At 71.1% G+C, this 22,792-nt stretch carries 23 protein-coding genes; 22 read left to right on the forward strand and 1 reads right to left on the reverse strand.

All coding sequences use genetic code 11. The features are described from left to right. Positions 1-8: 8 nt before the first annotated feature. From ACFCZF_RS07525 to ACFCZF_RS07575, 11 genes are all read left to right on the forward strand, one after another. Positions 9-788, forward strand: coding sequence for an SDR family oxidoreductase (locus ACFCZF_RS07525; protein WP_376670863.1), 780 nt, complete (start codon positions 9-11; stop codon positions 786-788). Next, positions 785-1,999 (forward strand): MFS transporter, encoded by a 1,215-nt coding sequence (locus ACFCZF_RS07530; protein WP_376670864.1) that lies wholly within the window; start codon positions 785-787, stop codon positions 1,997-1,999. Before ACFCZF_RS07525 ends, ACFCZF_RS07530 begins: the two co-directional genes overlap by 4 nt. Before the next feature lie 47 nt (positions 2,000-2,046). Then, complete coding sequence (locus tag ACFCZF_RS07535; RefSeq protein WP_376670865.1) at positions 2,047-3,084, forward strand: methyltransferase; 1,038 nt, start codon at positions 2,047-2,049, stop codon at positions 3,082-3,084. Between the two features lie 26 nt (positions 3,085-3,110). Further along, positions 3,111-3,791: a hypothetical protein gene (locus tag ACFCZF_RS07540; RefSeq protein ID WP_376670866.1), complete on the forward strand. Its 681-nt coding sequence runs from the start codon at positions 3,111-3,113 to the stop codon at positions 3,789-3,791. A 110-nt stretch (positions 3,792-3,901) separates the two neighbouring features. Then, the gene (locus ACFCZF_RS07545; protein WP_376670867.1) at positions 3,902-4,816 is read left to right on the forward strand and encodes an LLM class flavin-dependent oxidoreductase; all 915 of its coding nucleotides are present in this window, start codon (positions 3,902-3,904) and stop codon (positions 4,814-4,816) included. A gap of 112 nt (positions 4,817-4,928) precedes the next feature. Next, positions 4,929-5,696 carry an SDR family NAD(P)-dependent oxidoreductase gene (locus tag ACFCZF_RS07550; RefSeq protein WP_376670868.1) on the forward strand — a complete coding sequence of 256 codons (768 nt, stop codon included), beginning with the start codon at positions 4,929-4,931 and terminating at the stop codon, positions 5,694-5,696. 10 nt (positions 5,697-5,706) lie between these two features. After that, positions 5,707-6,384 (forward strand): antibiotic biosynthesis monooxygenase, encoded by a 678-nt coding sequence (locus tag ACFCZF_RS07555; RefSeq protein WP_376670869.1) that lies wholly within the window; start codon positions 5,707-5,709, stop codon positions 6,382-6,384. A gap of 1 nt (position 6,385) precedes the next feature. Then, a complete protein-coding gene (locus tag ACFCZF_RS07560; RefSeq protein WP_376670870.1) occupies positions 6,386-7,171 on the forward strand; it encodes an SDR family oxidoreductase in 786 nt (261 codons plus the stop codon). 146 nt (positions 7,172-7,317) lie between these two features. Further along, positions 7,318-7,899 carry an NADPH-dependent FMN reductase gene (locus tag ACFCZF_RS07565; RefSeq protein WP_375924682.1) on the forward strand — a complete coding sequence of 194 codons (582 nt, stop codon included), beginning with the start codon at positions 7,318-7,320 and terminating at the stop codon, positions 7,897-7,899. Between the two features lie 67 nt (positions 7,900-7,966). After that, positions 7,967-8,593 carry an antibiotic biosynthesis monooxygenase gene (locus tag ACFCZF_RS07570; RefSeq protein WP_375924681.1) on the forward strand — a complete coding sequence of 209 codons (627 nt, stop codon included), beginning with the start codon at positions 7,967-7,969 and terminating at the stop codon, positions 8,591-8,593. Beyond that, positions 8,590-9,711, forward strand: a complete 1,122-nt coding sequence (locus tag ACFCZF_RS07575) for an acyl-CoA dehydrogenase family protein (protein ID WP_376670871.1) — start codon at positions 8,590-8,592, stop codon at positions 9,709-9,711. Before ACFCZF_RS07570 ends, ACFCZF_RS07575 begins: the two co-directional genes overlap by 4 nt. 49 nt (positions 9,712-9,760) lie before the next feature. On the opposite strand, the gene ACFCZF_RS07580 is transcribed toward ACFCZF_RS07575, so the two are convergent. Continuing rightward, on the reverse strand, positions 9,761-10,213 hold the full coding sequence (locus ACFCZF_RS07580; protein ID WP_375924684.1) for a MarR family winged helix-turn-helix transcriptional regulator: 453 nt from the start codon (positions 10,211-10,213) through the stop codon (positions 9,761-9,763). Between the two features lie 260 nt (positions 10,214-10,473). On the opposite strand from ACFCZF_RS07580, the gene ACFCZF_RS07585 reads away from it, so the two are divergent. The 11 genes from ACFCZF_RS07585 (at position 10,474) to ACFCZF_RS07635 (ending at position 22,654) form a co-directional block, all read left to right on the forward strand. Then, the gene (locus tag ACFCZF_RS07585; RefSeq protein ID WP_375924677.1) at positions 10,474-11,571 is read left to right on the forward strand and encodes an NAD(P)/FAD-dependent oxidoreductase; all 1,098 of its coding nucleotides are present in this window, start codon (positions 10,474-10,476) and stop codon (positions 11,569-11,571) included. 128 nt (positions 11,572-11,699) lie between these two features. Continuing rightward, complete coding sequence (locus tag ACFCZF_RS07590; protein WP_376670872.1) at positions 11,700-12,020, forward strand: acyl-CoA carboxylase epsilon subunit; 321 nt, start codon at positions 11,700-11,702, stop codon at positions 12,018-12,020. Beyond that, positions 12,017-12,199 (forward strand): hypothetical protein, encoded by a 183-nt coding sequence (locus ACFCZF_RS07595; protein WP_375924673.1) that lies wholly within the window; start codon positions 12,017-12,019, stop codon positions 12,197-12,199. The genes ACFCZF_RS07590 and ACFCZF_RS07595 overlap by 4 nt, the downstream gene beginning before the upstream one ends. Positions 12,200-12,244: 45 nt before the next feature. Continuing rightward, the gene (locus tag ACFCZF_RS07600) at positions 12,245-13,171 is read left to right on the forward strand and encodes an alpha/beta hydrolase (RefSeq protein ID WP_376670873.1); all 927 of its coding nucleotides are present in this window, start codon (positions 12,245-12,247) and stop codon (positions 13,169-13,171) included. A 43-nt stretch (positions 13,172-13,214) separates the two neighbouring features. Next, positions 13,215-13,376: a hypothetical protein gene (locus ACFCZF_RS07605; protein ID WP_375924669.1), complete on the forward strand. Its 162-nt coding sequence runs from the start codon at positions 13,215-13,217 to the stop codon at positions 13,374-13,376. 75 nt (positions 13,377-13,451) lie between these two features. Beyond that, complete coding sequence (gene metK, locus ACFCZF_RS07610) at positions 13,452-14,675, forward strand: methionine adenosyltransferase (RefSeq protein WP_375924667.1); 1,224 nt, start codon at positions 13,452-13,454, stop codon at positions 14,673-14,675. 59 nt (positions 14,676-14,734) lie between these two features. Then, positions 14,735-15,718, forward strand: a complete 984-nt coding sequence (locus ACFCZF_RS07615; protein WP_375924665.1) for a carbohydrate kinase family protein — start codon at positions 14,735-14,737, stop codon at positions 15,716-15,718. Continuing rightward, on the forward strand, positions 15,715-19,209 hold the full coding sequence (gene metH / locus ACFCZF_RS07620; RefSeq protein WP_376670874.1) for a methionine synthase: 3,495 nt from the start codon (positions 15,715-15,717) through the stop codon (positions 19,207-19,209). The genes ACFCZF_RS07615 and metH overlap by 4 nt, the downstream gene beginning before the upstream one ends. Continuing rightward, a complete protein-coding gene (gene metF, locus ACFCZF_RS07625; protein ID WP_376670875.1) occupies positions 19,206-20,108 on the forward strand; it encodes a methylenetetrahydrofolate reductase [NAD(P)H] in 903 nt (300 codons plus the stop codon). The genes metH and metF overlap by 4 nt, the downstream gene beginning before the upstream one ends. After that, positions 20,086-21,504 (forward strand): adenosylhomocysteinase, encoded by a 1,419-nt coding sequence (gene ahcY / locus ACFCZF_RS07630; protein WP_376670876.1) that lies wholly within the window; start codon positions 20,086-20,088, stop codon positions 21,502-21,504. The genes metF and ahcY overlap by 23 nt, the downstream gene beginning before the upstream one ends. Before the next feature lie 154 nt (positions 21,505-21,658). Continuing rightward, positions 21,659-22,654 (forward strand): aldo/keto reductase, encoded by a 996-nt coding sequence (locus tag ACFCZF_RS07635; RefSeq protein WP_376670877.1) that lies wholly within the window; start codon positions 21,659-21,661, stop codon positions 22,652-22,654. Positions 22,655-22,792: the final 138 nt, after the last annotated feature.

Genomic DNA, 22,792 nt, shown 5'->3' on the forward strand with positions numbered 1-22,792 from the left:
GGGAGACCATGTCCTCCGAGACCGCGTCCTCCGGGACCGAGCGCATCGCCGTCGTCACCGGAGCCAACAAGGGGATCGGCCGCGAGATCGCCCGGCAACTCGCCGAGCTCGGCCTGGTCGTCTACCTGGGGGCCCGCGACGAGGAGCGCGGCCGGGCCGCCGAGAGCGCGCTGCGCGCCGACGGCCTCGACGTACGCTTCCTGCACCTCGACGTGACGGACGAGAAGTCCGTCGCACTCGCCGCCCAGCGGCTGACGGAGGAAGCGGGTCTCCTGCACGTCCTGGTCAACAACGCCGGGGTCGGCGGCCCCATGCAGCCGCCCAGCCAGACCCCCGCCGACCAGGTACGCGCGGTCTACGAGACCAACGTCTTCGGCGTCATCACGGTGACCAACGCCCTGCTGCCCCTGCTGCGCCGGGCCCCGTCCGCCCGCATCGTCAACGTCAGCAGCGCGATCGGCTCGCTCTCGGCGGCCGCCGCCAACGTCGACCCGACCGGGGTGCACCCGCCCGGCGAGTTCCCGGTCATGCTCTCGTACGCCACGTCGAAGACGGCCCTCAACGCCGTCACCCTGACCTACGCCAACGAGCTGCGCGGCACCGGCATCCTCGTGAACGCCGCCTCCCCGGGCTTCGTGGCCACGGACATCAACGGGCACCACGGGGTCCTCACCACCGAGCAGGGCGCGCACATCCCGGTCCTCCTCGCCACCCTCGGCGACGACGGGCCCACCGCGACCTTCCTGGGCGAGGACGGAACACCCGAGGGACAGGCCCTCCAGTGGTGACCGGCACCGCCGCCGGCCCACGGGCGGCGGGCCGGCGCTGGGACGCCCGGCAGTGGACCCAACTGCTGGTGCTCTCCGGCAACATGCTCCTCGACGCCATCGAGGTGTCCGTAGTACTCATCGCGCTGCCCACCATCGCCGCCGGTTTCGGCCTGACACCGTGGGGCGCCCAGTGGCTGATGAGCGGCTTCGCCCTCGGCTTCGCCGCGCTGCTCCTGCTCGGCCCGTCCCTGTCCGCCCGCGCGGGACGGCGACGGGTCTACCTGGGCGCGATGCTGCTGTTCGGCCTGGCCTCGGTGGCGGGCGCGCTCGTCGACAGCCTGGCGCTCCTGGTCGCCGTCCGCGTGGTCAAGGGCGGCTGCGCGGCCCTGACCGCACCGACCGGCCTCGCCATCATCAACGACCTCTTCCCCGACGGGCCGGGCAGGCGCAGGGCGTTGTCCGTCTACTCGCTCTTCGGCGCGGCCGGCTTCACCGCGGGGCTGCTCCTCGCGGGGCTGCTCCTGGAGGACAGCTGGCGCTGGGTGTTCGCCTTCCCCGCGCCGATCGCCCTGGCCCTGCTGCTGGCCGGCCTCCGTGTCCTGCCACGGGAGCACGGCACCCGGCCACCCAGGCCGCCACGCCTCGCGCAGCTCAAGGAACCCTCCCTGCTGCGCTCCGCACTGGGCGCCGCCTCACTCAACGGCACCTACCAGTGCCTGCTGGTGCTGATGGTGTTCCAGGCCCAAAAGGAGTTCGGCTGGTCTCCGTGGCCGACCGCGCTCGCGCTGCTTCCCGCCTGCGTCCCTCTGGCACTGACCGTCCCCTTCGCGGGCCGGCTCATCGCCCGGTACGGGACCCGCAGGCTCGTGACGCTCGGCGCCTTCTTCCCGCTCCTGGGGTACGCCCTGTACCTGGCCCGGCCCGAAGGCAGCCCGTACGCGCTCGGCATGCTGCCGTCCCTGCTGCTCGTCGAGGCGGGGTTCTGCTGCGCCTTCGTCGCCCTGAACACGCAGGCCGCGGCGGCGTTCGACGCGGCCGACCGGGGCGCGGCCGTATCGCTCTACCAGACCTGTGTGCAGCTCGGCGCCGGGGTGCTGCTGCCGCCGACCGCGCTGCTCCTGACCCACGGCGACGGACCCCGCCCGGCGCTGTTCCTCATCACGGCGGCCGGAGCGGTCGGCCTCGCCGCCGCGCTCGCCGGCCGCCGTCCGGTCCGGCCCGGTCCGTGACCGCTGTCCGCACCACCCGTTCACCTCACCAAGGAGGCTGTCCCACCATGACCGTCGACGTCGAAACGTCCGAGCACACCGCCGTGAACCCCGGCCCGATCATGGGCCTCGTCCTCGGCTCCTGGCAGGCGCAGATGCTGCTGGCAGCCGTCGAGCACAACGTCTTCACCGAACTGTCGAAGCAGGCGGCGACCTCCGAGGAGCTCGCCGACCGGATCGGACTGGTCCCGCTCGGCACCCACGACCTGCTTTCCGGCCTCAGCCACCTCGGCCTGCTGGAGGCCGAGGCCGGCAGGTTCTCCAACTCCGCGGTCGCCGAGCAGTTCCTGGTCCACGGCCGCCCCGAGTACCTCGGCGGATACCTGCACTTCTGCCGGCAGGAGCTGAACCCCGCCTGGGGCGGCCTGGCCGACTCGCTGCGCACCGGCAAGCCCCAGAACCAGGCCGCGGTCGCCGGCAACCCGTACGACAGCCTGTACGCGGACGCCGAGGCCACCGACGGCTTCCTGGACAGCATGGACCTGCTCAACACGCCCATCGCGGTGGCCATGAGCCGCTTCGACTGGAGCGGCTACACGTCCTTCGTCGACGTCGGCGGCGCCCGCGGCAACTTCGCGCACCAGGTGGTCACGCACAACCCCCACCTGAAGGGTGCCGTCTTCGACCTGCCGCCGCTGGAGCCGGCCTTCGAGCGGCACATGGACCGGCTCGGCGACACCGCGTCGCCGGTCGCCTTCCACGGCGGCGACTTCTTCAAGGACGAGCTGCCCAAGGCCGACGTGCTCGTCTTCGGCCACGTGCTGCACAACTGGGGCGTGGAGGACCGGATCAGGCTGCTGAAGCGGGCCTACGACGCACTGGAGCCCGGCGGCTCCGTCTTCGTCTACGACCCGATGGCCGGCGGGGAGCAGCCCGCCATGCACGGGGCGCTGGCCGGGCTCACCATGCTCGTCTGGTCTCGCGGCGGCCACGAGTACACCGCCGACGACCTGCACGCATGGCTGCGGGAGGCCGGCTTCTGGCCGGAGACCGTGGAGGTCGCCGACCTCCACGACGACGTCCTGGTCATCGGACGCAAGCCGTGACCGCGCCGAGCCTCGGGGAGTCGACGATGCCCGTCACGTCACACGTCAGGCCGGACATCGGCCGCGCCGACGTCACCACGGCGCTGGTGGAGGAGGCCGTGGGCGGCGACTCCGGGCGCCTGCCGGCCACCGCGGCCGCGATCGTCTCGCACTGGGAGTCCGCCGAGTGGCCCGCCGGCCTCGTCGCCCTGTCCCTGTTCACCGGCACCGACGGCACGTCGCTGCTGTCCTACGCCCAGTGGTCCACGGACGGCGTGTCGGAAGCGGCCCTGCGCGAGGCGTCGCGGACCCTGCGCCCCGACTGGCAGGCACTGGGCCTCACGCCCGGCGAGCCCCGCGCCTTCGAGCTGTACCGGGTGGTGCGGCCCACCGAACTGCCCGACCCCCTCCCGGACGTCCAGTGCTACCCGGCCGCCTTCTTCGCCATGAACGACGGCGAGACGGCCCGCGCCTGGGTCGACGGACTGCTCGGCAAGGAGGAGAAGACCGAGGGCGAGGACCGCGCGTACCCGGGCGCCCTCGCCGCCAACTTCCACGTGTCCGCCGACGACAGCGGGATCTTCCTGCTCTCCGAGTGGGTGTCGGAGGCCGAGGCGGTCGTCCACATCAAGGAGGTGATCGAGCCGCTCCTGGAGTACATGGGGCAGGCGGAGGCCGGAGCCGGCCGCCGCTACGCCTTCCACGCGACCGTCTCCGCGGCCGGCTGAACCACCGCCTGACGGCCGCCGGCAGGGCCCGGCGGCAGGGCCCGGCGGCGCCCCGGGCGGGTTCGCCGCACCGCCGCACCCTCGAACGACATGACACGAAAGGCACGACATTGTCTGCACGAGAAGTCGTCTTCGGCTTCGGTGCGCACAGCACCATCGGCGACGCGCCGGAACTGCTCGGCATGGCCCAGCTGGCCGACCGCGAGGGGCTCGACCTCTTCTCCCTGTCGGACCACCCCTACGTCGGGCAGCGCCTGGACGCGTACGCCACCGTGGGCTTCCTCATCGGACGTACGCAGCGCCTCGCGGGGTTCGCGAACGTCAGCAACCTCCCCACCCGGCCCCCCGCGATGCTGGCACGCACCGTGACGTCGCTGTCCGCACTCTCCGGCGGCCGTGTGGTGCTCGGCATGGGCGCGGGCGGCCTGTGGGAGCGGATCGCCGACATGGGCGTGGAACGGCTCTCCCCGTCCGACGCCGTGGAGGCCTTCGAGGAGGCGATCGTCCTCGTCAAGAAGCTGTCGGGCGGGGGGCCGCCCGTCACCTTCCAGGGCCGCCACTACCGGGTGAACCAGATCGAACCGGCCCCGGTGGCGGCGCCCCCGGTGTGGACCGGCTCGGTCGGCCGCAAGTCCCTGGCCGCCACCGGCCGGGTGGCCGACGGGTGGATCCCCGGACACGCGGCGGACTGGGTCAGCGAGCGCTACCGGACGTCGCGGCCGGTCATCGACGAGGCGGCGGCGGCCGTGGGCCGCGATCCCCGCGAGATCCGCACCGTGTTCAACCTCCCCGGCCGGATCACCGACCGGCCGCTGACCGCCACCCGTGACCGCGACGGACGCTGGGTCGGCGGATCGGCCGGCCAGTGGGTCGAGGAGCTGACCTCGGCCGTGCTCGACCACGGGGCCTCGGGCTTCATGCTCTTCTCGCCCCGCGGCGGTACGCCGGACATGGCCTCGGTCGCCCGCTGGGCCGGGGAGATCGCGCCGGCGGTGCGCGAGGCCGTCGCCAAGAACGCTCCGTAGGGCGAACTCTCGTATCCCCCCGGCCCGAGTCACCCGGTCACGAATCCCCTGGTCACGGGCCCCCGGTCACGAGTCACACAGTCACCCAGTCCTCAGTTCCGAAGGGTTATCAATGAGCAGGCTCCAGAACAAGACGGCGCTGGTCACCGGCGCCAGTCGCGGTATCGGGCGTGGCATCGCGCTCCGGCTCGCGCAGGACGGTGCCGTCGTCGCGGTGAACTACTCCAGCAACGAGGGCGCGGCGAAGGAGACCGTGGCCCTCATCGAGGAGGCCGGCGGCCGTGCCTTCACCGTGCAGGCGCGGTTGGGTACGCCCGGCGCGGTGGAGCAGTTGCTGGAAGGGGTGGCGGCCGGCCTGGTCGAGCACACCGGCTCCAGCAGGCTGGACATCCTGGTGAACAACGCCGCCGCCACCGGGTTCGCGGGCGCGGGTCCGAGCGCGGTCACCGAGGAGATCATCGACAACTGCTACACGGTCAACGCCAAGGCGCCGTTCTTCCTCATCCAGAAGGCGCTGGAGCTGATCCCCGACGGCGGGCACATCGTCAACGTCTCCTCCGGCGTCACCCACTCCGCGTTCCCCATCCAGATCGCCTACGCGATGAGCAAGGGCGCCCTGGAGCAGATCACGCTGCACATGGCCCCGGTGCTGGCGCCCCGCAACATCACCATCAACACGGTGGCCCCCGGTGTCACGGACAACGGCGACCCGGTGTTCGAGGACCCGGAGGCGCTCGAGCAGATGTCCGCCCTGTCGGTGTTCAACCGGGTCGGCGAGGTCTCGGAGGTGGCGGACATCGTCGCCTTCGCCGCCTCCGACGACGCCCGGTGGATCACCGGCTCGTTCATCGATGCCACCGGTGGCACGCTACTCGGCTGAGGAGTACCGCATGCAGAACGACATACAGGCCGCGGTGGGCTTCGCCCGCGCCAAGCCCGAGAAGGCGGCGGAACTGGGCGCGCTGCTCGTCTCCTTCGCCGAGCTGTCCCGCGCCGAGGAGGGCTGCCTCGGCAGCTGGATCAGCCAGGACGCGGACGACGCCGACCTCTTCGTCTTCTACGAGATGTGGGCCACGAAGAAGGACCTGGCCCGGCACCTCGCCCAGCCGTACATGAAGGAGTTCCTGGCCCGGCGGATGGAGTACCTGGAGAAGGACCTGGAGGTGCGCGGGCTGCACTCCGCCGACCCCGCTCCGGCACCCGCCGAGCCCGCCGACCCGGCGGAGATGAACCAGCGGTACCTGGATGCCTACGCCGCCCGCGACATCGACGCGATCATGTCGGTGTACGCGCCGGGCGCATCGGCGGTCTGGGAGCCCGGCAAGGCGGTCAGCGGCGCCGAACACCGGGAGGCCGTGGCCGAGTTCCTGAAGCGGGAACCGAAGCTCTCGGCCGAGGTGAGCGGGAGCTACGTCGTCGGCGACACCGCCGCGCTGGTCGTCGACTGGAGCATCGAGGTGCCCGGCGCGCCGGAGATGACCGGCACCGGCCGCGGACTCGACGTGCTGCGCAGGAACGCCGCGGGCGAGTGGCGCTACATCATCACCAACCCGTTCGGGAGCCTGTGACATGAGGATCGAAGGCAGCGTCGCGGTGGTCACCGGTGCCGCCAGCGGCATCGGCAGGGCACTCGCGGAAGAGCTCGCCCGGGCCGGCGCCCGCGCGGTCGTCGTCTCCGACATCGACGCCGCCGGCGCCGAGAAGGTGGCCTCCGCGATCGGCGGTGCCACGCTGGCCGTGCAGGCGGACGTGGCCGACGAGGCGTCCGTCCAGGCGCTCGTCGAGCGCACCCGTGAACGCTTCGGCGGCGTCGACCTGTTCGTCTCCAACGCGGGACTCACCGTGACGGGCAGTTTCGACGCCCCGGACGACGACTGGAAGCGCGCGCTCGACGTCAACATGATGTCGCACGTGTACGCCGCGCGAGCGGTGCTCCCGGCGATGCTCGAGGCGGGCCGCGGCCACCTCCTCCAGACGATCGCCGCCTGCGGAGTCCTCACCGCGTTCGGCGCGGCTCCCTATTCGGTCGCCAAGCAGGGGGCCGTGGCGTTCGCCGAGTATCTCGCGGTCGAGTACGGCGACCGGGGCATCGGCGTCTCCTGCCTGCTCCCGCAGGCGGTCAACACGCCGATGCTGGCCGCCAGCGTCAGCAGCAACGAGCAGCTCGCCCTGCTGAAGGAGCACTCCGAGGTGCTGGAGCCGGAGCAGGTGGCGCTGGCCGCGCTCACCGGTGTGGAGGAGAACCGGATGCACATCTTCACCCACAAGGGCTCGGCCGACTCCTTCCGCCTGCGCGCCGACGACGCCGACAAGTGGGTGGCCGAGATGCGCGCGATCCGCAGCGGCCGCGCCTGACCTCCGACCGGGCGGCCGGCCGGCCACGGGAGGGTGCGGTGCGCGCCGAAGCGCACCGCACCCTCCGTCGTCGCCGCCCCGTCCCGCGAGTCCGTTCCCTTCGCCAGGCCCGGCCCCTGGGCCCCGGATGACAGGAAGGAAAACCCATGTCCGAGCAAGTACTGCGGCTGGCCGTGATCATCGGATCGTCCCGCGAGGGCCGCACCGGCCCGGCCGTCGCGCGCTGGTTCGTCGAGGAGGCCCGGTCCTCCGCGATGTTCGACATCGACGTCCTGGACCTGGCCGGCGTCGAACTGCCGCTGTCCCTGACGCACGGTCCCGGGTCCGGGTCGGCCGAGGTGCTCGGCGCCGTCGCCGGGCGCCTGGAGTCGGCCGACGCGTTCGTCGTGATCACACCGGAGTACAACCACAGCTTCACCGCCCCGATGAAGAACCTGATCGACTGGCACCGCAGGGAGTGGCAGGCCAAGCCGGTGGCGTTCGTCTCCTACGGCGGCCTCTCCGGCGGCCTGCGGGCGGTGGAGCAGCTCCGCCAGGTCTTCGCCGAACTGCACGCGACCACCATCCGGGACACGGTCAGTTTTCACGGCATCCGCGAGCACATCGGTGACGACGGCGCCCTGAGCGCGCCCGACGCCACCGTGCCCGCCAAGGTGATGCTCGAAAAGCTCCAGTGGTGGGCGGCCGCGCTCAAGGACGCCCGCACCCTGCGCCCCTACGCCGCCTGATGCACCGCCGCCGCCCGGCGCACCGCCGCCTGACGCACCGCCTGACGCACTTCACGAGGGAGACGACATGAGTTCCATCCGGGTGGAGGACGGCTACTTCACGCTGTTCAACATCTTCCACACCCACGGGCCCGAAGGGCAGCAGCGGCTGATGGACCAGTGGCGCGGCCTGCCGCCCGCCCGCACCCAGCCCGGCCTGGTCTCGGGCAACTTCCACCCGAGCCTCGACGGCAAGTCGGTGGTGAACTACGCGCAGTGGGAGAGCAAGGAGGCCTACGACGCCTTCCGCGCGGAGTCCGGCACCCGACAGCGGCTCGGTGAAGCCCTCGCCTACTCCCGTATGGACAGCGTGGCGTGCGAGGTGGTCCACACCTGGGAGCCCGTGGTCGAACTGTCCGTGGACAAGCCCTGCTTCACGGTGGCCATCGTCGTCACGGCCCCGGCGGAGCGTCAGGCCGAGGTGCTGCGGGAGATGACGCACGACGACCCGGACCTGGGTGAGACACCGGGGTACGTGAACCACGCCGTGCACCGGGGCCTGACCGGCGAACACGTGATCAAGTACGCGCAGTGGCGGGACGAGGAGAGCTTCCGCGCCTTCCTGAGCCGCCCGCGGCAGCCTTCGCCGCTGGACGGGTTCAGCTCCGCCGAACTGTACTTCTGCCGACTCGAGTACGTCCGGGGGCTGTCATGACCGGGCGCGCCACATGGCCGGACGCCGGCCCGCTCAGCACCGCGGCCGACACGGCCGGAGGCAACGCCATGGACGCGGACGCGGCCGGGCGACTCGCCGCCGACACGGTCGAGGCGTTGGCCGCCGCCGGGTTCCCCGGCGGCTTCGGGCCCCCGGGGGAGGCCGGCGCCGGCGCCACGTTCGGCGAGGTGACGAAGGCCGTGGCGGCGATCGGCGAGGGATGCGCGTCGGCCGCCTGGATCGCCTCGCTGTGGGCGTACAACGGGCGTTTCAGCGCCTACCTGCCGGCCGAGGGGCAGCAGGAGGTCTGGGCCAAGGGCCCGGACACCCGGCTGGTCAGCTCCATGGTCGCGGCCGGGGTGGAGGCGGAGCCGGTGGACGGCGGCTGGACACTGTCCGGCACCTGGCTCTACGTCAGCGGCGTCGAGTTCGCCGACTGGGCACTGCTGAGCTCGGCTCCGCCGCGCGAGGGCGACCGCTCCATACGGGTGTTCGCCGTGCCGAAGGACTCGTTCACCCACCGCGAGACCTGGTCGACCCTCGGCATGCGGGCCACCGGGAGTCACACCCTGGTCGTGGACCGGGCGTTCGTACCGGAGTACCGGTGTTTCCTCTGGGACGACATGCGCCAGGGGAACCTGCCCGGTCCCGCCTCCACCGTCCACGCGGCACCGCTGTTCGCGGTGAACGGGCTGACGTTCGCGGCCCCGATCCTCGGTGCCGCCCGGGGCGCCCTGGACCTGGTCGGGCAGCACCTCGGCCGGCAGCCGAGCGGTGCCCGCGCGGCGGCCCGGGAGTCGAGCCGGATCGCCTTCGCCCGCGCGGCCGGAGAGATCGACGCGGCGGAGCTGCTGCTGTCGCGGGTCGCCGCGACGGCCGACGAGGGCCGGCTGGGCGAGGAGGGGGTGGCCGAACGCTGCCACCGCGACAGCACGCTCGCGGTGGAGATCCTCGTCGGGGCGGTGGACCGGCTCTTCCACGTGACCGGAACGCGGGGCCAGGCGACGTCCCACGGGATGCAGCGGATCTGGCGGGACGTCCACGCCGCGGGTTCGCACGCCGCTCTCCAGTTCGAGCCGGCGGCGCTCGGCTACACGCGGAGGCTGCTGCCGGCCTGAGCGCGGGAGGCTGAGCCCGGGGAACCCGGGGGTAGGGAACGGCCCGGGCTCAGTCGCGTGCGGGAGGCGAGGGGTCCGGTTCCACGAAGATCATGGGCACCTTGTTGTCCACCACGATGCGGCCGAGCAGACCGGCGAGCGCGTCGCGTTCGCCGTCGTCGAGGCCGTCAGGCAGCTCCGCGATCCGCCGGCAGGCGTCGGTGTAGAAGCGATCGACGAGCCGCGCGCCCTGCGGGGTGAGCGCGACCCGCACCCCGCGGCTGTCCCGCGGGTCGGCCTCGCGCCGCACCAGGCCGTTGTTCTCCGTGCGGTCCACCAGTCCGGTGAGACTCGACTTGGCCAGCCCCAGCATCGTGCTCAGCTCGCCCATGCCGTACGGCTGCGCCATCAGCACGCACAGCAGTTGACCCTGCTGCGGCGTGAGGCCGTGCTCGCGGCTCGACTGGGCGTACACAGCGTTCACCAGGAATGAGGACCGCACCAGCGCGGTCACAATCCCCATCTGGCCCTCATCATGCTTACCCACGGGCCGAGAGTATCACGTGATCGTGAGAAGTTCGCAACGTGAACTGTAGGAGGCGCTGAACCCGCCTCACCTGCGTCGACTGCCTTTTCCGTGGTCTGAATGATCCCTGAAGAGCGTAACGAATTCCTGTAGGTATTTAACATACCTCTGTAGTTTTCCCGGTTGTGGTTCGGACTACGAACCACTACTGTTCGTAGTCCGAACTCAGGGCATTTTCTCTTTGGAGCGTGAATCACATGAGTCGTACGGTCGCGGTCATCGGCGGTGGCTACGGAGGCGCCGCGGTCGCCAAGGCGCTGGAGTCCGAGGCTGACGTCGTCCTGGTCGACCCCCGGGACGCGTTCGTCAACGCGGCCGGCTCACTGCGGGCGCTGACCCAGCCCGAGTGGTCGGGCAACATGTTCTTCCCCTTCAAGACGCTGCTCACGAAGGGCACGGTCGTCCGCGACCGTGCGGTCTCCGTGGACGCCAACGGAGTCACCCTCGCCTCGGGCGAGCACATCGCGGCGGACTACGTGGTCCTGGCCACCGGGTCCGGCTACGCGTACCCGGCCAAGCCCCTCTCCGACTCCGTCAGTGAGGCGCGGGACGACCTCCGCCGGACGCACGCGGAACTGCTCAAGTCGGACAAGGTGCTCATCCTCGGCGCCGGCCCGGTCGGTCTGGAACTGGCCGGCGAGATCAAGGAGGTCTGGCCGGACAAGCAGGTGACCATCGTCGACCCGGCCGAGGAACTGCTGCCCGGCTTCAAGCCGGAGGTCGTCGAGGACCTGCGCGGCCAGCTCGACGCCCTGGGCGTCGAGGTGCGCCTCGGTACCGCGCTGGGCGCGTCTCCGAGCACGGAGGCCGGGCAGGCGGGCACGTTCACCGCCACCACCACCGGTGGCGACGAGATCACCGCCGACATCTGGTTCCGCGCCTTCGGGACGAGCACCAACAGCGACTACCTCGCCGACGGCAAGCTCACGACGCGCAACGCCCAGGGCCAGATCCCGGTCACCGAGAACCTCAACGTCAAGGGCCACGAGAACGTCTACGCGGTCGGCGACATCACCGACGTCGCGGAGGCCAAGATGGCCGGCTACGCGATGCAGCACGCCGAGGTGGTCGCCAAGAACATCGTCGCCCAGCTGAAGGGCGAGCAGCCCTCGGCCACCTACCAGCCGCTGCCCTTCCCGATGATTCTGCTCCCGCTCGGCCCCAAGGGCGGTGTCGGCCAGCTGCCCTCGCCCGACGGCCCGTTCGTCGCCCCGGCCGCGATGGTCTCCGAGTACAAGGGCGCGGACCTCTTCACCGGCCGCTTCATCGGGCAGTTCGGCCCCACCGCGGACTGAACCGTCGCACCACCGCACCACAAGCCCGCCGCGCGAAGTCGCCGGTCCTTTGGAAATTCCCCCGCCATCGGACCGGCGAGTTCGCGCGGCGTTCGTGTTTTCCGTTCCGAGACCACGGAGACGATGCCATGCCACCACCCTCCACAGACCACGCGGGCACCGCAGGCGACGACGCCCCGGCCGACGGCACTACAAGCACCACTGGCACTTCAAGCATCACTGGCACCACAGACGCCGCCCAGCCTCTTCTGCGCATAGAGAAGGGCAACCCCGACGAGGCCGAACTCGCCGCCCTCACCGCGGTGCTGCTCGCCCGCGCGGGCGCACTCCCGGGGCAGGACGAGGAAGCCAAGCAGGCGGACCGCCGCACAGCGTGCTGGCGCCGCCTCGAACGCCGCACCCGCCCCGGTACACCGCGCAGCTGGCGCGACACCGTGCCCCACCGGTGAGGCTGCCCGGCGTACCGGAGCAGCGCACCACCCCGCACGCCGAAGGCGCCGCCGGCCCCGCAGACTCGGGCGCCGGCGCCGAGGCGCGCCCGATGCCCCACTCCGCCGGGCCCGGGGTCCCGGTCCGCTCACTGCTGCGCCGCCGCATCGCGTGGTGCCTGGTCACGACCAGGAAGTGAGGGCGGCGACCGAGCGGCCCTCCAGCGCCAGGAGCCATCGATCACATGACACAGCTGCTCAACACCATCACCACCTCCGCGGTCCGAGAGATCACGCTCGACGCCGGCGGTGTCCCGCTGTCGGGTCTGGTCGCCGAGGCGCGCCCGGGGCCCCCGCGGGCCGTCGTGGTCGCGGTGCACGGCGGCGGAATGCGTGCGGGCTACTTCGACAGCCGCGTCCGCCCCGGACTGTCCCTGCTCACGCTGGGCGCCGACCTCGGTTACACGGTCCTGGCCGTCGACCGCCCCGGCTACGGCAGTTCGGCCGCGTACCTTCCGCGAGGACAGTCACTGACCGATCAGGCGGCGACCCTGCACGACGGGCTCGCCTCCTTCACGGAAACGCACGACACCGGTGCGGGGCTGTTCGTCGTGGCCCACTCCAACGGCGGCAAGCTCGCCCTGGCAGCCGCCGCCGAGGAGCGCGGCCGCACTCTGCTCGGGCTGGACGTCTCCGGCCTCGGCAGCCGGCTCGCGGTGAGCGCCCGTCAGCTCCCCGGCCTGAACGGACACGGGGACTGGCGCCGGCACTGGGGCTCGCTGCGGCTCTACCCCCCGGACGCCTTCCGGCAGGGGCGGCACCTGGTCTCCCCGGTCCCCGAACTGGAGGCGTTGGAGGGCCCGAGGTGGCCGGAGATGTACCCGGAGATCGCCCGGCGGGTACGGACACCGGTCCGCTTCACCTTCGCCGAGCAGGAGCAGTGGTGGCTCTCGGACGACGAGGCACTTGCCGCCCTGCGGCAGCCGCTCGCCGCGCCGAGGGTGGTGATCGCCCACCAGCCGGACGCCGGGCACAACCTCAGCCTGGGCTGGGCCGCCCGGACCTACCACCTCAAGGCCCTCGGCTTCCTGGAGGAATGCCTCCTCGTCCGGGACGCGGCACCCGCCCAACGGCGCGCCCGCGCCGTCACCCCCACGGGAGTACCCACGTAACCAGCCCACGGGAGTACCCACGTAACCAGAGAGACAGGCAGAGATGAGTATCGACGTCCTGGAGCACCGCCTGGAGCGCGCCCACGAGCTTCTGGGCGCTGCCGACGACCCCGACGGGTTCCCGCCCGTCGTCGTACGGCCCGCCCTGCTGGCGGGGGAGGAGCACGACGTCCCGGACCCGTGCATCTTCCGCGGACTCGACTGAACCACCGCGAGTCGCGGTCCCGTACCCGCCCGCCCCGCACACCGACTGTTGCCGGCCTTCACCTTCTGGAGAGACATGTCCCGCCGCCTGTTCACCTCGGAGTCCGTGACCGAGGGCCATCCCGACAAGATCGCCGACCAGATCAGCGACACCGTCCTCGACGCCCTGCTGCGCGAGGACCCGGCGTCCCGCGTCGCCGTCGAGACACTGATCACCACCGGGCTCGTGCACATAGCGGGCGAGGTCACGACCAAGGCGTACGCGCCGATCGCGCAGCTCGTGCGCGACAAGATCCTCGAGATCGGCTACGACTCCTCCGCGAAGGGCTTCGACGGCGCATCGTGCGGCGTCTCGGTCTCGATCGGAGCGCAGTCGCCGGACATCGCGCAGGGCGTCGACACGGCGTACGAGAGCAGGGTCGAGGGTGCCGCCGGAGGCGGTGACATCGACGAGCTGGACCGGCAGGGCGCCGGCGACCAGGGCCTGATGTTCGGGTACGCCTGCGACGAGACCCCGGAACTGATGCCGCTCCCGATCCACCTGGCGCACCGGCTGTCACGCCGGCTGTCGGAGGTCCGCCGCGACGGCACCGTCCCCTACCTGCGGCCCGACGGGAAGACGCAGGTCACCATCGAGTACCAGGGCAGCAGGCCGGTGCGCCTGGACACCGTCGTCGTGTCCTCGCAGCACGCCGCCGGGATCGACCTGGACGAGCTGCTGACCCCCGACATCCGCCGCCACGTCGTCGAGCACGTCCTGGCGCAGCTCGCGGAGGACGGCATCAAGCTGGAGACCGAGGACTACCGGCTGCTGGTCAACCCGACCGGACGCTTCGAGATCGGCGGCCCGATGGGCGACGCCGGCCTGACCGGACGCAAGATCATCATCGACACGTACGGCGGCTACGCCCGGCACGGCGGCGGGGCCTTCTCCGGCAAGGACCCCTCCAAGGTGGACCGTTCGGCGGCGTACGCGATGCGCTGGGTGGCCAAGAACGTCGTCGCGGCCGGGCTGGCGACCCGCTGCGAGGTCCAGGTGGCGTACGCGATCGGCAAGGCCGAGCCCGTCGGCCTGTTCGTGGAGACCTTCGGCACCGCGAGGGTCGCCCAGGCCCGGATCGAGCAGGCCGTGGCCGAGGTCTTCGACCTCCGTCCGGCCGCGATCATCCGTGACCTGGACCTGCTGCGGCCCATCTACGCGCAGACCGCCGCATACGGCCACTTCGGCCGCGAGCTGCCCGACTTCACCTGGGAGCGCACCGACCGGGCCCAGGCGCTGAAGACCGCCGCAGGAGTCTGACCCGGGAGTCCGACCGCAGCAAGTCGCCCGCCCGACCCGACAGAAGCTCAGGAGTTCATGTGCGTATCGCGGTGACAGGATCCATCGCCACGGACCATCTGATGGTCTTCCCCGGCCGCTTCGGGGACCAGCTGATCCCCGACCAGCTCGCCCATGTCTCGCTCTCCTTCCTGGTCGACGCGCTCGAAGTGCGCCGGGGCGGAGTGGCGGCCAACATCGCCTTCGGCCTCGGCAGCCTCGGCCTGGGACCGCTCCTGGTCGGCGCCGTGGGCAGCGACTTCGCGGAGTACGAGGTGTGGCTCAAGGAGCACGGCGTCGACACCGGCGCCGTCCGGGTCTCCACGGAGCGGGGGACCGCACGCTTCATGGGCATCACCGACGAGGACGCCAACCAGATCGCGTCGTTCTACGCGGGCGCCATGCAGGAGGCCCGGGACATCGACCTCGGGCAGGTCATCGCCGGGCGGGACCGCCCCGATCTGGTCCTGGTCGGTCCGAACGACCCGGCGGCGATGCTCCGCCACACCAGGGAGTGCCGGGAACTCGGTCTGCCCTTCGCCGCCGACCCCTCCCAGCAACTGGCCCGTCTGGACGGTGCGGAAGTACGCGATCTGGTGGACGGCGCCCGCTGGCTGTTCACCAACGAGTACGAGGCCGCCCTGCTCCTCGAACGCACCGGCTGGGAACGCGACGACGTCCTCGCCCGGGTCGGCACCTGGATCACCACCTTGGGTGGCGCCGGCGTGCGCATCGACCACAAGGACGGCCCTCCGCTCACCGTCCCCGCCGTTCCCGACGCCCAGGTCATCGACCCGACCGGAGTCGGCGACGCCTTCCGGGCCGGGTTCCTCGCCGCTGTCGGCAACGGGCTGCCGCTGCCGGCCGCCGCCCGCCTGGGATGCGTGCTCGCCTCTCAGGCCCTCTCGACGGTCGGCTCACAGTCCTACGCCACCGACCGCGAGCAGCTGCTGTCCACAGCCACTCACGCCTACGGAACCGACGCGGCCCGGGAACTCGCCCCAGCCCTGGAAGGCACCCCATGACGCAGTCCCGAGTCACCGCCCTCCGCGAGGCGTTCGCCACCCGTGTGGTGGTGGCCGACGGTGCGATGGGCACCATGCTGCAGGAGCAGAACCCCTCACTGGACGACTTCCAGCAGTTGGAGGGCTGCAACGAGATCCTGAACCTGACCCGGCCCGACATCGTGCGGTCGGTGCACGAGGAGTACTACGCGGCCGGCGTGGACTGCGTCGAGACGAACACCTTCGGCGCGAACCACTCGGCGCTCGGTGAGTACGACATTCCCGAGCGCGTGCACGAGCTGTCGGAGGCCGGTGCGCGGGTGGCCCGTGAGGTGGCCGACGAGTTCGCCGCGCGGGACGGCCGGCAGCGCTGGGTGCTGGGCTCCATGGGCCCGGGCACGAAGCTGCCCACCCTGGGCCACGCCCCGTACACCGTTCTGCGCGACGCCTATCAGCGCAACGCGGAGGGTCTGGTCGCGGGTGGTGCGGACGCGCTGCTGGTGGAGACGACGCAGGACCTGCTGCAGACGAAGGCGTCGGTGCTGGGTGCCCGGCGGGCGCTGGAGGCCCTGGGGCTGGACGTGCCGGTGATCTGCTCGGTGACGGTGGAGACGACCGGGACGATGCTGCTGGGCTCGGAGATCGGTGCGGCGCTGACCGCGCTGGAGCCGCTGGGTATCGACATGATCGGCCTGAACTGTGCGACCGGTCCGGCGGAGATGAGCGAGCACCTGCGCTACCTCGCCCGCCACTCCCGCGTCCCGCTGTCGTGCATGCCCAACGCCGGTCTGCCGGTCCTGGGCAAGGACGGCGCGCACTATCCGCTGACCGCGCCGGAGCTGGCGGACGCGCAGGAGACGTTCGTGCGCGAGTACGGCCTGTCCCTGGTGGGCGGCTGCTGCGGCACGACGCCCGAGCATCTGCGCCAGGTCGTGGAGCGGGTCCGCGGCACCGCGCCGACCGCCCGCGAGCCGCGTCCGGAGCCGGGTGCGGCCTCCCTGTACCAGAGTGTGCCGTTCCGGCAGGACACGTCCTATCTGGCGATCGGCGAGCGGACGAATGCCAACGGGTCGAAGAAGTTCCGTGAGGCGATGCTGGAGGGCCGCTGGGACGACTGTGTGGAGATGGCCCGGGACCAGATCCGTGAGGGCGCGCACATGCTGGACCTGTGCGTGGACTATGTGGGCCGCGACGGGGTGGCGGACATGGAGGAGCTGGCGGGGCGGTTCGCGACCGCCTCGACGCTGCCGATCGTGCTGGACTCCACCGAGGTGGAGGTCATCCGGGCCGGGCTGGAGATGCTCGGCGGCCGGGCGGTGATCAATTCGGTGAACTATGAGGACGGCGCGGGTCCCGAGTCCCGGTTCGCGAAGGTCACCCGACTCGCCCGGGAGCATGGTGCGGCGCTGATCGCGCTGACCATCGACGAGGTGGGCCAGGCCCGGACGGCGGAGAAGAAGGTCGAGATCGCCGAACGGCTGATCGACGACCTGACGGGGAACTGGGGCATCCACGAGTCGGACATCCTCGTCGACTGCCTGACGTTCACGATCTGCACCGGCCAGGAGGAGTCCCGCGGCGACGGTGTCGCGACCATCGAGGGCATCCGCGAGCTCAAGCGCCGCCACCCGGACGTGCAGACCACCCTCGGATTGTCGAACATCTCGTTCGGTCTGAACCCGGCCGCCCGGATCCTGCTGAACTCCGTGTTCCTGGACGAGTGTGTGAAGGCGGGTCTGGACTCGGCGATCGTGCACGCGAGCAAGATCCTGCCGATCGCGCGGTTCGACGAGGAGCAGGTGCGGACGGCGCTCGACCTGATCTACGACCGCCGCGCAGAGGGCTACGACCCGCTGCAGAAGCTGATGGCGTTGTTCGAGGGCGCGACGGCGAAGTCGCTGCGGGCGTCCAAGGCCGACGAGCTGGCGGCGCTGCCGCTGGACGAGCGGCTCAAGCGGCGCATCATCGACGGCGAGAAGAACGGCCTGGAGGCCGACCTGGACGAGGCCCTGACGGGGCGTCCGGCCCTCGACATCGTCAACGAGACGCTGCTGGACGGGATGAAGGTGGTCGGTGAGCTGTTCGGCTCCGGGCAGATGCAGCTGCCGTTCGTGCTCCAGTCCGCCGAGGTGATGAAGACGGCGGTGGCCCATCTGGAGCCGCACATGGAGAAGACGGACGATGACGGCAAGGGCACGATCGTGCTGGCCACCGTCCGCGGCGATGTCCACGACATCGGCAAGAACCTGGTGGACATCATCTTGTCCAACAACGGCTACAACGTCGTCAACCTCGGTATCAAGCAGCCGGTCTCCGCGATCCTGGAGGCGGCCAACGAGCACCGGGCCGATGTCATCGGCATGTCCGGGCTCCTGGTGAAGTCCACGGTGATCATGAAGGAGAACCTGGAGGAGCTCAACCAGCGCAAGCTGGCCGCCGACTACCCCGTCATCCTCGGCGGAGCGGCCCTCACCCGTGCCTACGTCGAACAGGACCTCCACGAGATCTACGACGGCGAGGTCCGCTACGCCCGCGACGCGTTCGAGGGCCTCAGGCTCATGGACGCCCTGATCGGCATCAAACGCGGCGTGCCCGGCGCGAAACTGCCGGCGCTCAAGCAGCGCCGCGTCAGTGCGGCCACCGTGACCTTGGAGGAGCGCCCGGAACAGGCGCCCGCGCGCTCCGACGTCGCCACCGACAACCCGGTCCCCGAACCGCCCTTCCGGGGCACGCGTGTCGTCAAGGGCATCCAGCTCAAGGAGTACGCGTCCTGGCTCGACGAGGCCGCCCTGTTCAAGGGCCAGTGGGGCCTCAAGGGCACCCGCGGTGACGGGCCGACGTACGAGGAACTCGTCGAGACCGAGGGCCGCCCCCGGCTGCGGATGTGGCTGGACCGGCTCCAGACGGAGAACCTGCTGGAAGCGGCCGTGGTCCACGGCTACTTCCCCTGCGTCTCCAAGGACGACGATCTGATCGTCCTCGACGACGCCGGTTCGGAGCGCACCCGGTTCACGTTCCCGCGCCAGCGACGTGGCCGGCACCTCTGCCTGGCCGACTTCGTCCGGGCCGAGGAGTCGGGGGAGACCGACGTCATCGGCATGCAGGTCGTCACCATGGGCTCCCGGATCGGCGAGGAGACCGCGCGGCTCTTCGAGGCCAACGCCTACCGCGACTACCTCGAACTGCACGGCCTGTCCGTCCAGCTCGCCGAGGCCCTCGCCGAGTACTGGCATGCCCGCGTCCGCTCCGAACTCGGCATTTCCGCCGGAGATCCGAGCTCCATGGACGGCATGTTCCGCACCGAGTACCAGGGCTGCCGCTACTCCCTCGGCTACCCGGCCTGTCCCGACCTGGAGGACCGGGCGAAGGTGGCCGGGCTCCTGCGACCGGAACGCATCGGCGTCCACCTCAGCGAGGAGTTCCAGCTCCACCCCGAACAGTCCACCGACGCCCTCGTCTTCCACCACCCCGAGGCGGGTTACTTCAACGCCGGAGGAGGCCGGACTCCGTGACGACCCTTCGTGACGTCCTCGCGAGCGGACGGCCCTCGTTCTCCTTCGAGTTCTTCCCGCCGAAGACCGAGGCGGGCACCCGCACCCTGTGGGCGACGATCCGCCGGATCGAGGCCCTGTCCCCGGCCTTCGTGTCCGTCACCTACGGCGCGGGCGGCTCCTCCCGGACCCGGACCGTCGAGGTGACCAAGCGGATCGCGGCGGAGACGACCCTGCGGCCCGTCGCCCACCTCACCGCCGTGGGCCACTCGGTCGCCGAACTGCGGCACATCGTCGGCCAGTACGCGGACGCGGGGGTCCGCGACGTCCTCGCACTGCGCGGTGACCCGCCCGGCGACCCGAACGGACCCTGGACGGCGCACCCGGACGGCTACTCGCACGCCCACGAACTGGTGACCCTGGTCGGTGAGCTGGGTGACTTCAGCGTGGGCGTGGCCGCCTTCCCGGAGCGGCACCCGCGCTCACCCGACTGGGAGTCCGACGTCCGGCACTTCGTCGCGAAGTGCCGGGCGGGGGCCGATTACGCCATCACACAGATGTTCTTCGACGCCGACGACTACTTCCGGCTGCGCGACCGGGTCACCGCGGCGGGCTGCGACACCCCGATCATCCCGGAGATCATGCCCGCCACCGACGTGCGGCAGATCCGGCGCTTCGCCGAACTGAGCGGCGCGGCCTTCCCCGAGGACCTGGCACACCGTCTGGAGGCCGCCCGGGACGACCCGGCGGCCGGTCACCGCATCGGGGTCGACCACGCCACCGCCATGGCCGACCGGCTGCTCGCCGAAGGCGCGCCCGGCCTGCACTTCATCACCCTGAACCGTTCCACGGCGACGCTCGAAATCCACGCCAACATCCACGCATCCAGGAGTTCACGTGCCCTCGCAAGCCACCACTGACGCCCGGCCGTCCACGGACTTCAAGGTCGCCGACCTCTCCCTGGCCGCGTTCGGCCGCAAGGAGATCACCCTCGCCGAGCACGAGATGCCGGGCCTGATGGCGATCCGCAGGGAGTACGCCGAGGCCCAGCCGCTCGCCGGCGCCCGCATCACCGGCTCCCTGCACATGACGGTGCAGACCGCCGTACTCATCGAGACCCTGGTCGCCCTGGGCGCCGAGGTCCGCTGGGTCTCCTGCAACATCTACTCCACGCAGGACCACGCCGCCGCCGCCATCGCCGCCGCGGGCATACCGGTCTTCGCCTGGAAGGGGGAGACCCTGGAGGAGTACTGGTGGTGCACCGAGCAGGCCCTGACCTGGCCCGGGGCCGACGGCCCCAACATGATCCTGGACGACGGCGGTGACGCCACCCTCCTCGTCCACAAGGGCGTCGAGTACCGCAAGACGGGCGAACTCCCGGTCGCCGACAACGAGGAACTCGCCGTCGTACGCGCCCTGCTGGAGCGCAGCCCCCTCGACTGGACCTCGATGGCGTCGGAGATCCGCGGTGTGACCGAGGAGACGACGACCGGCGTGCACCGCCTGTACGAGATGCACCGTGACGGCACTCTGCTGTTCCCGGCGATCAACGTCAACGACGCGGTGACGAAGTCGAAGTTCGACAACAAGTACGGCTGCCGCCACTCCCTGATCGACGGCATCAACCGTGCCACCGACGTTCTCATCGGCGGCAAGACCGCCGTCGTGTGCGGTTACGGCGACGTGGGCAAGGGCTGCGCGGAGTCCCTGCGCGGTCAGGGCGCCCGGGTGATCATCACGGAGATCGACCCGATCTGCGCGCTGCAGGCGGCGATGGACGGCTACCAGGTCACGACGCTGGACGAGGTCGTCGACAAGGCCGACATCTTCGTCACCACGACCGGCAACAAGGACATCATCATGGCCGCGGACATGGCCAGGATGAAGCACCAGGCGATCATCGGGAACATCGGTCACTTCGACAACGAGATCGACATGGCCGGCCTCGCCAGGACCCCCGGCGTCGTCAAGGACGAGGTCAAGCCGCAGGTCCACACCTGGACCTACCCCGACGGCAAGGTCCTCATCGTGCTGTCCGAGGGCCGCCTGCTGAACCTGGGCAACGCCACCGGGCACCCGTCGTTCGTGATGTCCAACTCCTTCGCGGACCAGACCCTGGCCCAGATCGAGCTGTTCACCAAGCCCGACGAGTACCCGACCGACGTCTATGTGCTGCCCAAGCACCTGGACGAGAAGGTCGCCCGGCTCCACCTCGACTCCCTCGGCGTCAAGCTGACCACGCTCCGCCAGGAGCAGGCCGACTACATCGGCGTCGAGGTCGAGGGCCCGTACAAGGCGGACCACTACCGCTACTGACGGGCATACAGGTCGAACGGCCGGTGCGGCGGCCGCATTTCGGATCCCCGCCGCACCGCGACGGGCCGGTCAGGACCGGCCCGTCGGTTTTCGGCCCCAGCCCGGCGCTTCGCTCCCTTGCTTCGGGCGCGTGCGTGGGCGTTGGCTGATCACCATGGAATACACGCAGCTTGGACGTACAGGACTCAAGGTCAGCCGACTCGTGCTGGGCACCATGAACTTCGGGCCGCAGACCGAGGAGACCGACAGCCACGCCATCATGGACGCCGCACTGGACGCCGGCGTCAACTTCATGGACACCGCCAACGTCTACGGCCAGAGCGCGGGCAAGGGGCGCACCGAGGAGATCCTCGGCGCCTGGTTCGCACAGGGCGGCGGGCGGCGTGAGAAGACCGTGCTCGCCACCAAGGTGTACGGCGACATGCTGCCCGACGGCGCCCCCGACTGGCCGAACTACGGCCGGCTCTCGGCCCTCAACATCCGCCGGGCCGTGGAGGCCTCACTGAAGCGGTTGCAGACGGACCACATCGACATCTACCAGTTCCACCACGTCGACCGGCTCACGCCTTTCGACGAGATCTGGCAGGCCGTCGACGTCCTCGTCCAGCAGGGCAAGATCCTTTACGCCGGTTCCTCCAACTTCCCGGGCTACAAGATCGCGCAGGCCAACGAGACCGCGGCGCGGCGCGGCTCCACGTTCGGCCTGGTCAGCGAGCAGTGCCTGTACAACCTCGCCGAGCGGCGGGCGGAGATGGAGGTGATCCCGGCCGCGCAGGAGTACGGGGTCGGGGTCATCGCCTGGTCCCCGCTGTACGGCGGCATGCTCGGCGGCGTACTCAAGAAGGAGCACAAGGGCGGGCGCAGGACCGGGGGCCACGGCGCGCGCCTGCTCAACGACCCTGCCGTGCGCGCGCGGGTGCAGTCGTACGAGGACCTTCTCGACAAGCACGGCATCGAGCCGGGCGAGGCCGCGCTGGCCTGGCTGCTGACCCGCCCCGGGATCACCGGCCCGATCGTCGGGCCGCGTACTCGGGAGCAGCTCGACTCCGCGCTGCGGGCCATCGACCTCGACCTGCCGGAGGACGTACGGGTCGGCCTCGACGAGATCTTCCCGGGTCCGGGTCCCTCGCCGGAGGCGTTCGCCTGGTGATCCGGCCGGCCGCCGCGATCGCCTTGTGCGAGGACGGCGGCCACCCGCCCCGGCGAGGATTTCCGGGTAACCCGTAACCCGGCGAACGGCAGGCTGTTGGTAGCGGTGGGGGGCCCGCTGTCCGAGTGCGGCCCTCCG

It is taken from the genome of Streptomyces sp. NPDC056296 (genome assembly GCF_042268605.1).
Taxonomy (GTDB): Bacteria; Actinomycetota; Actinomycetes; order Streptomycetales; family Streptomycetaceae; genus Streptomyces.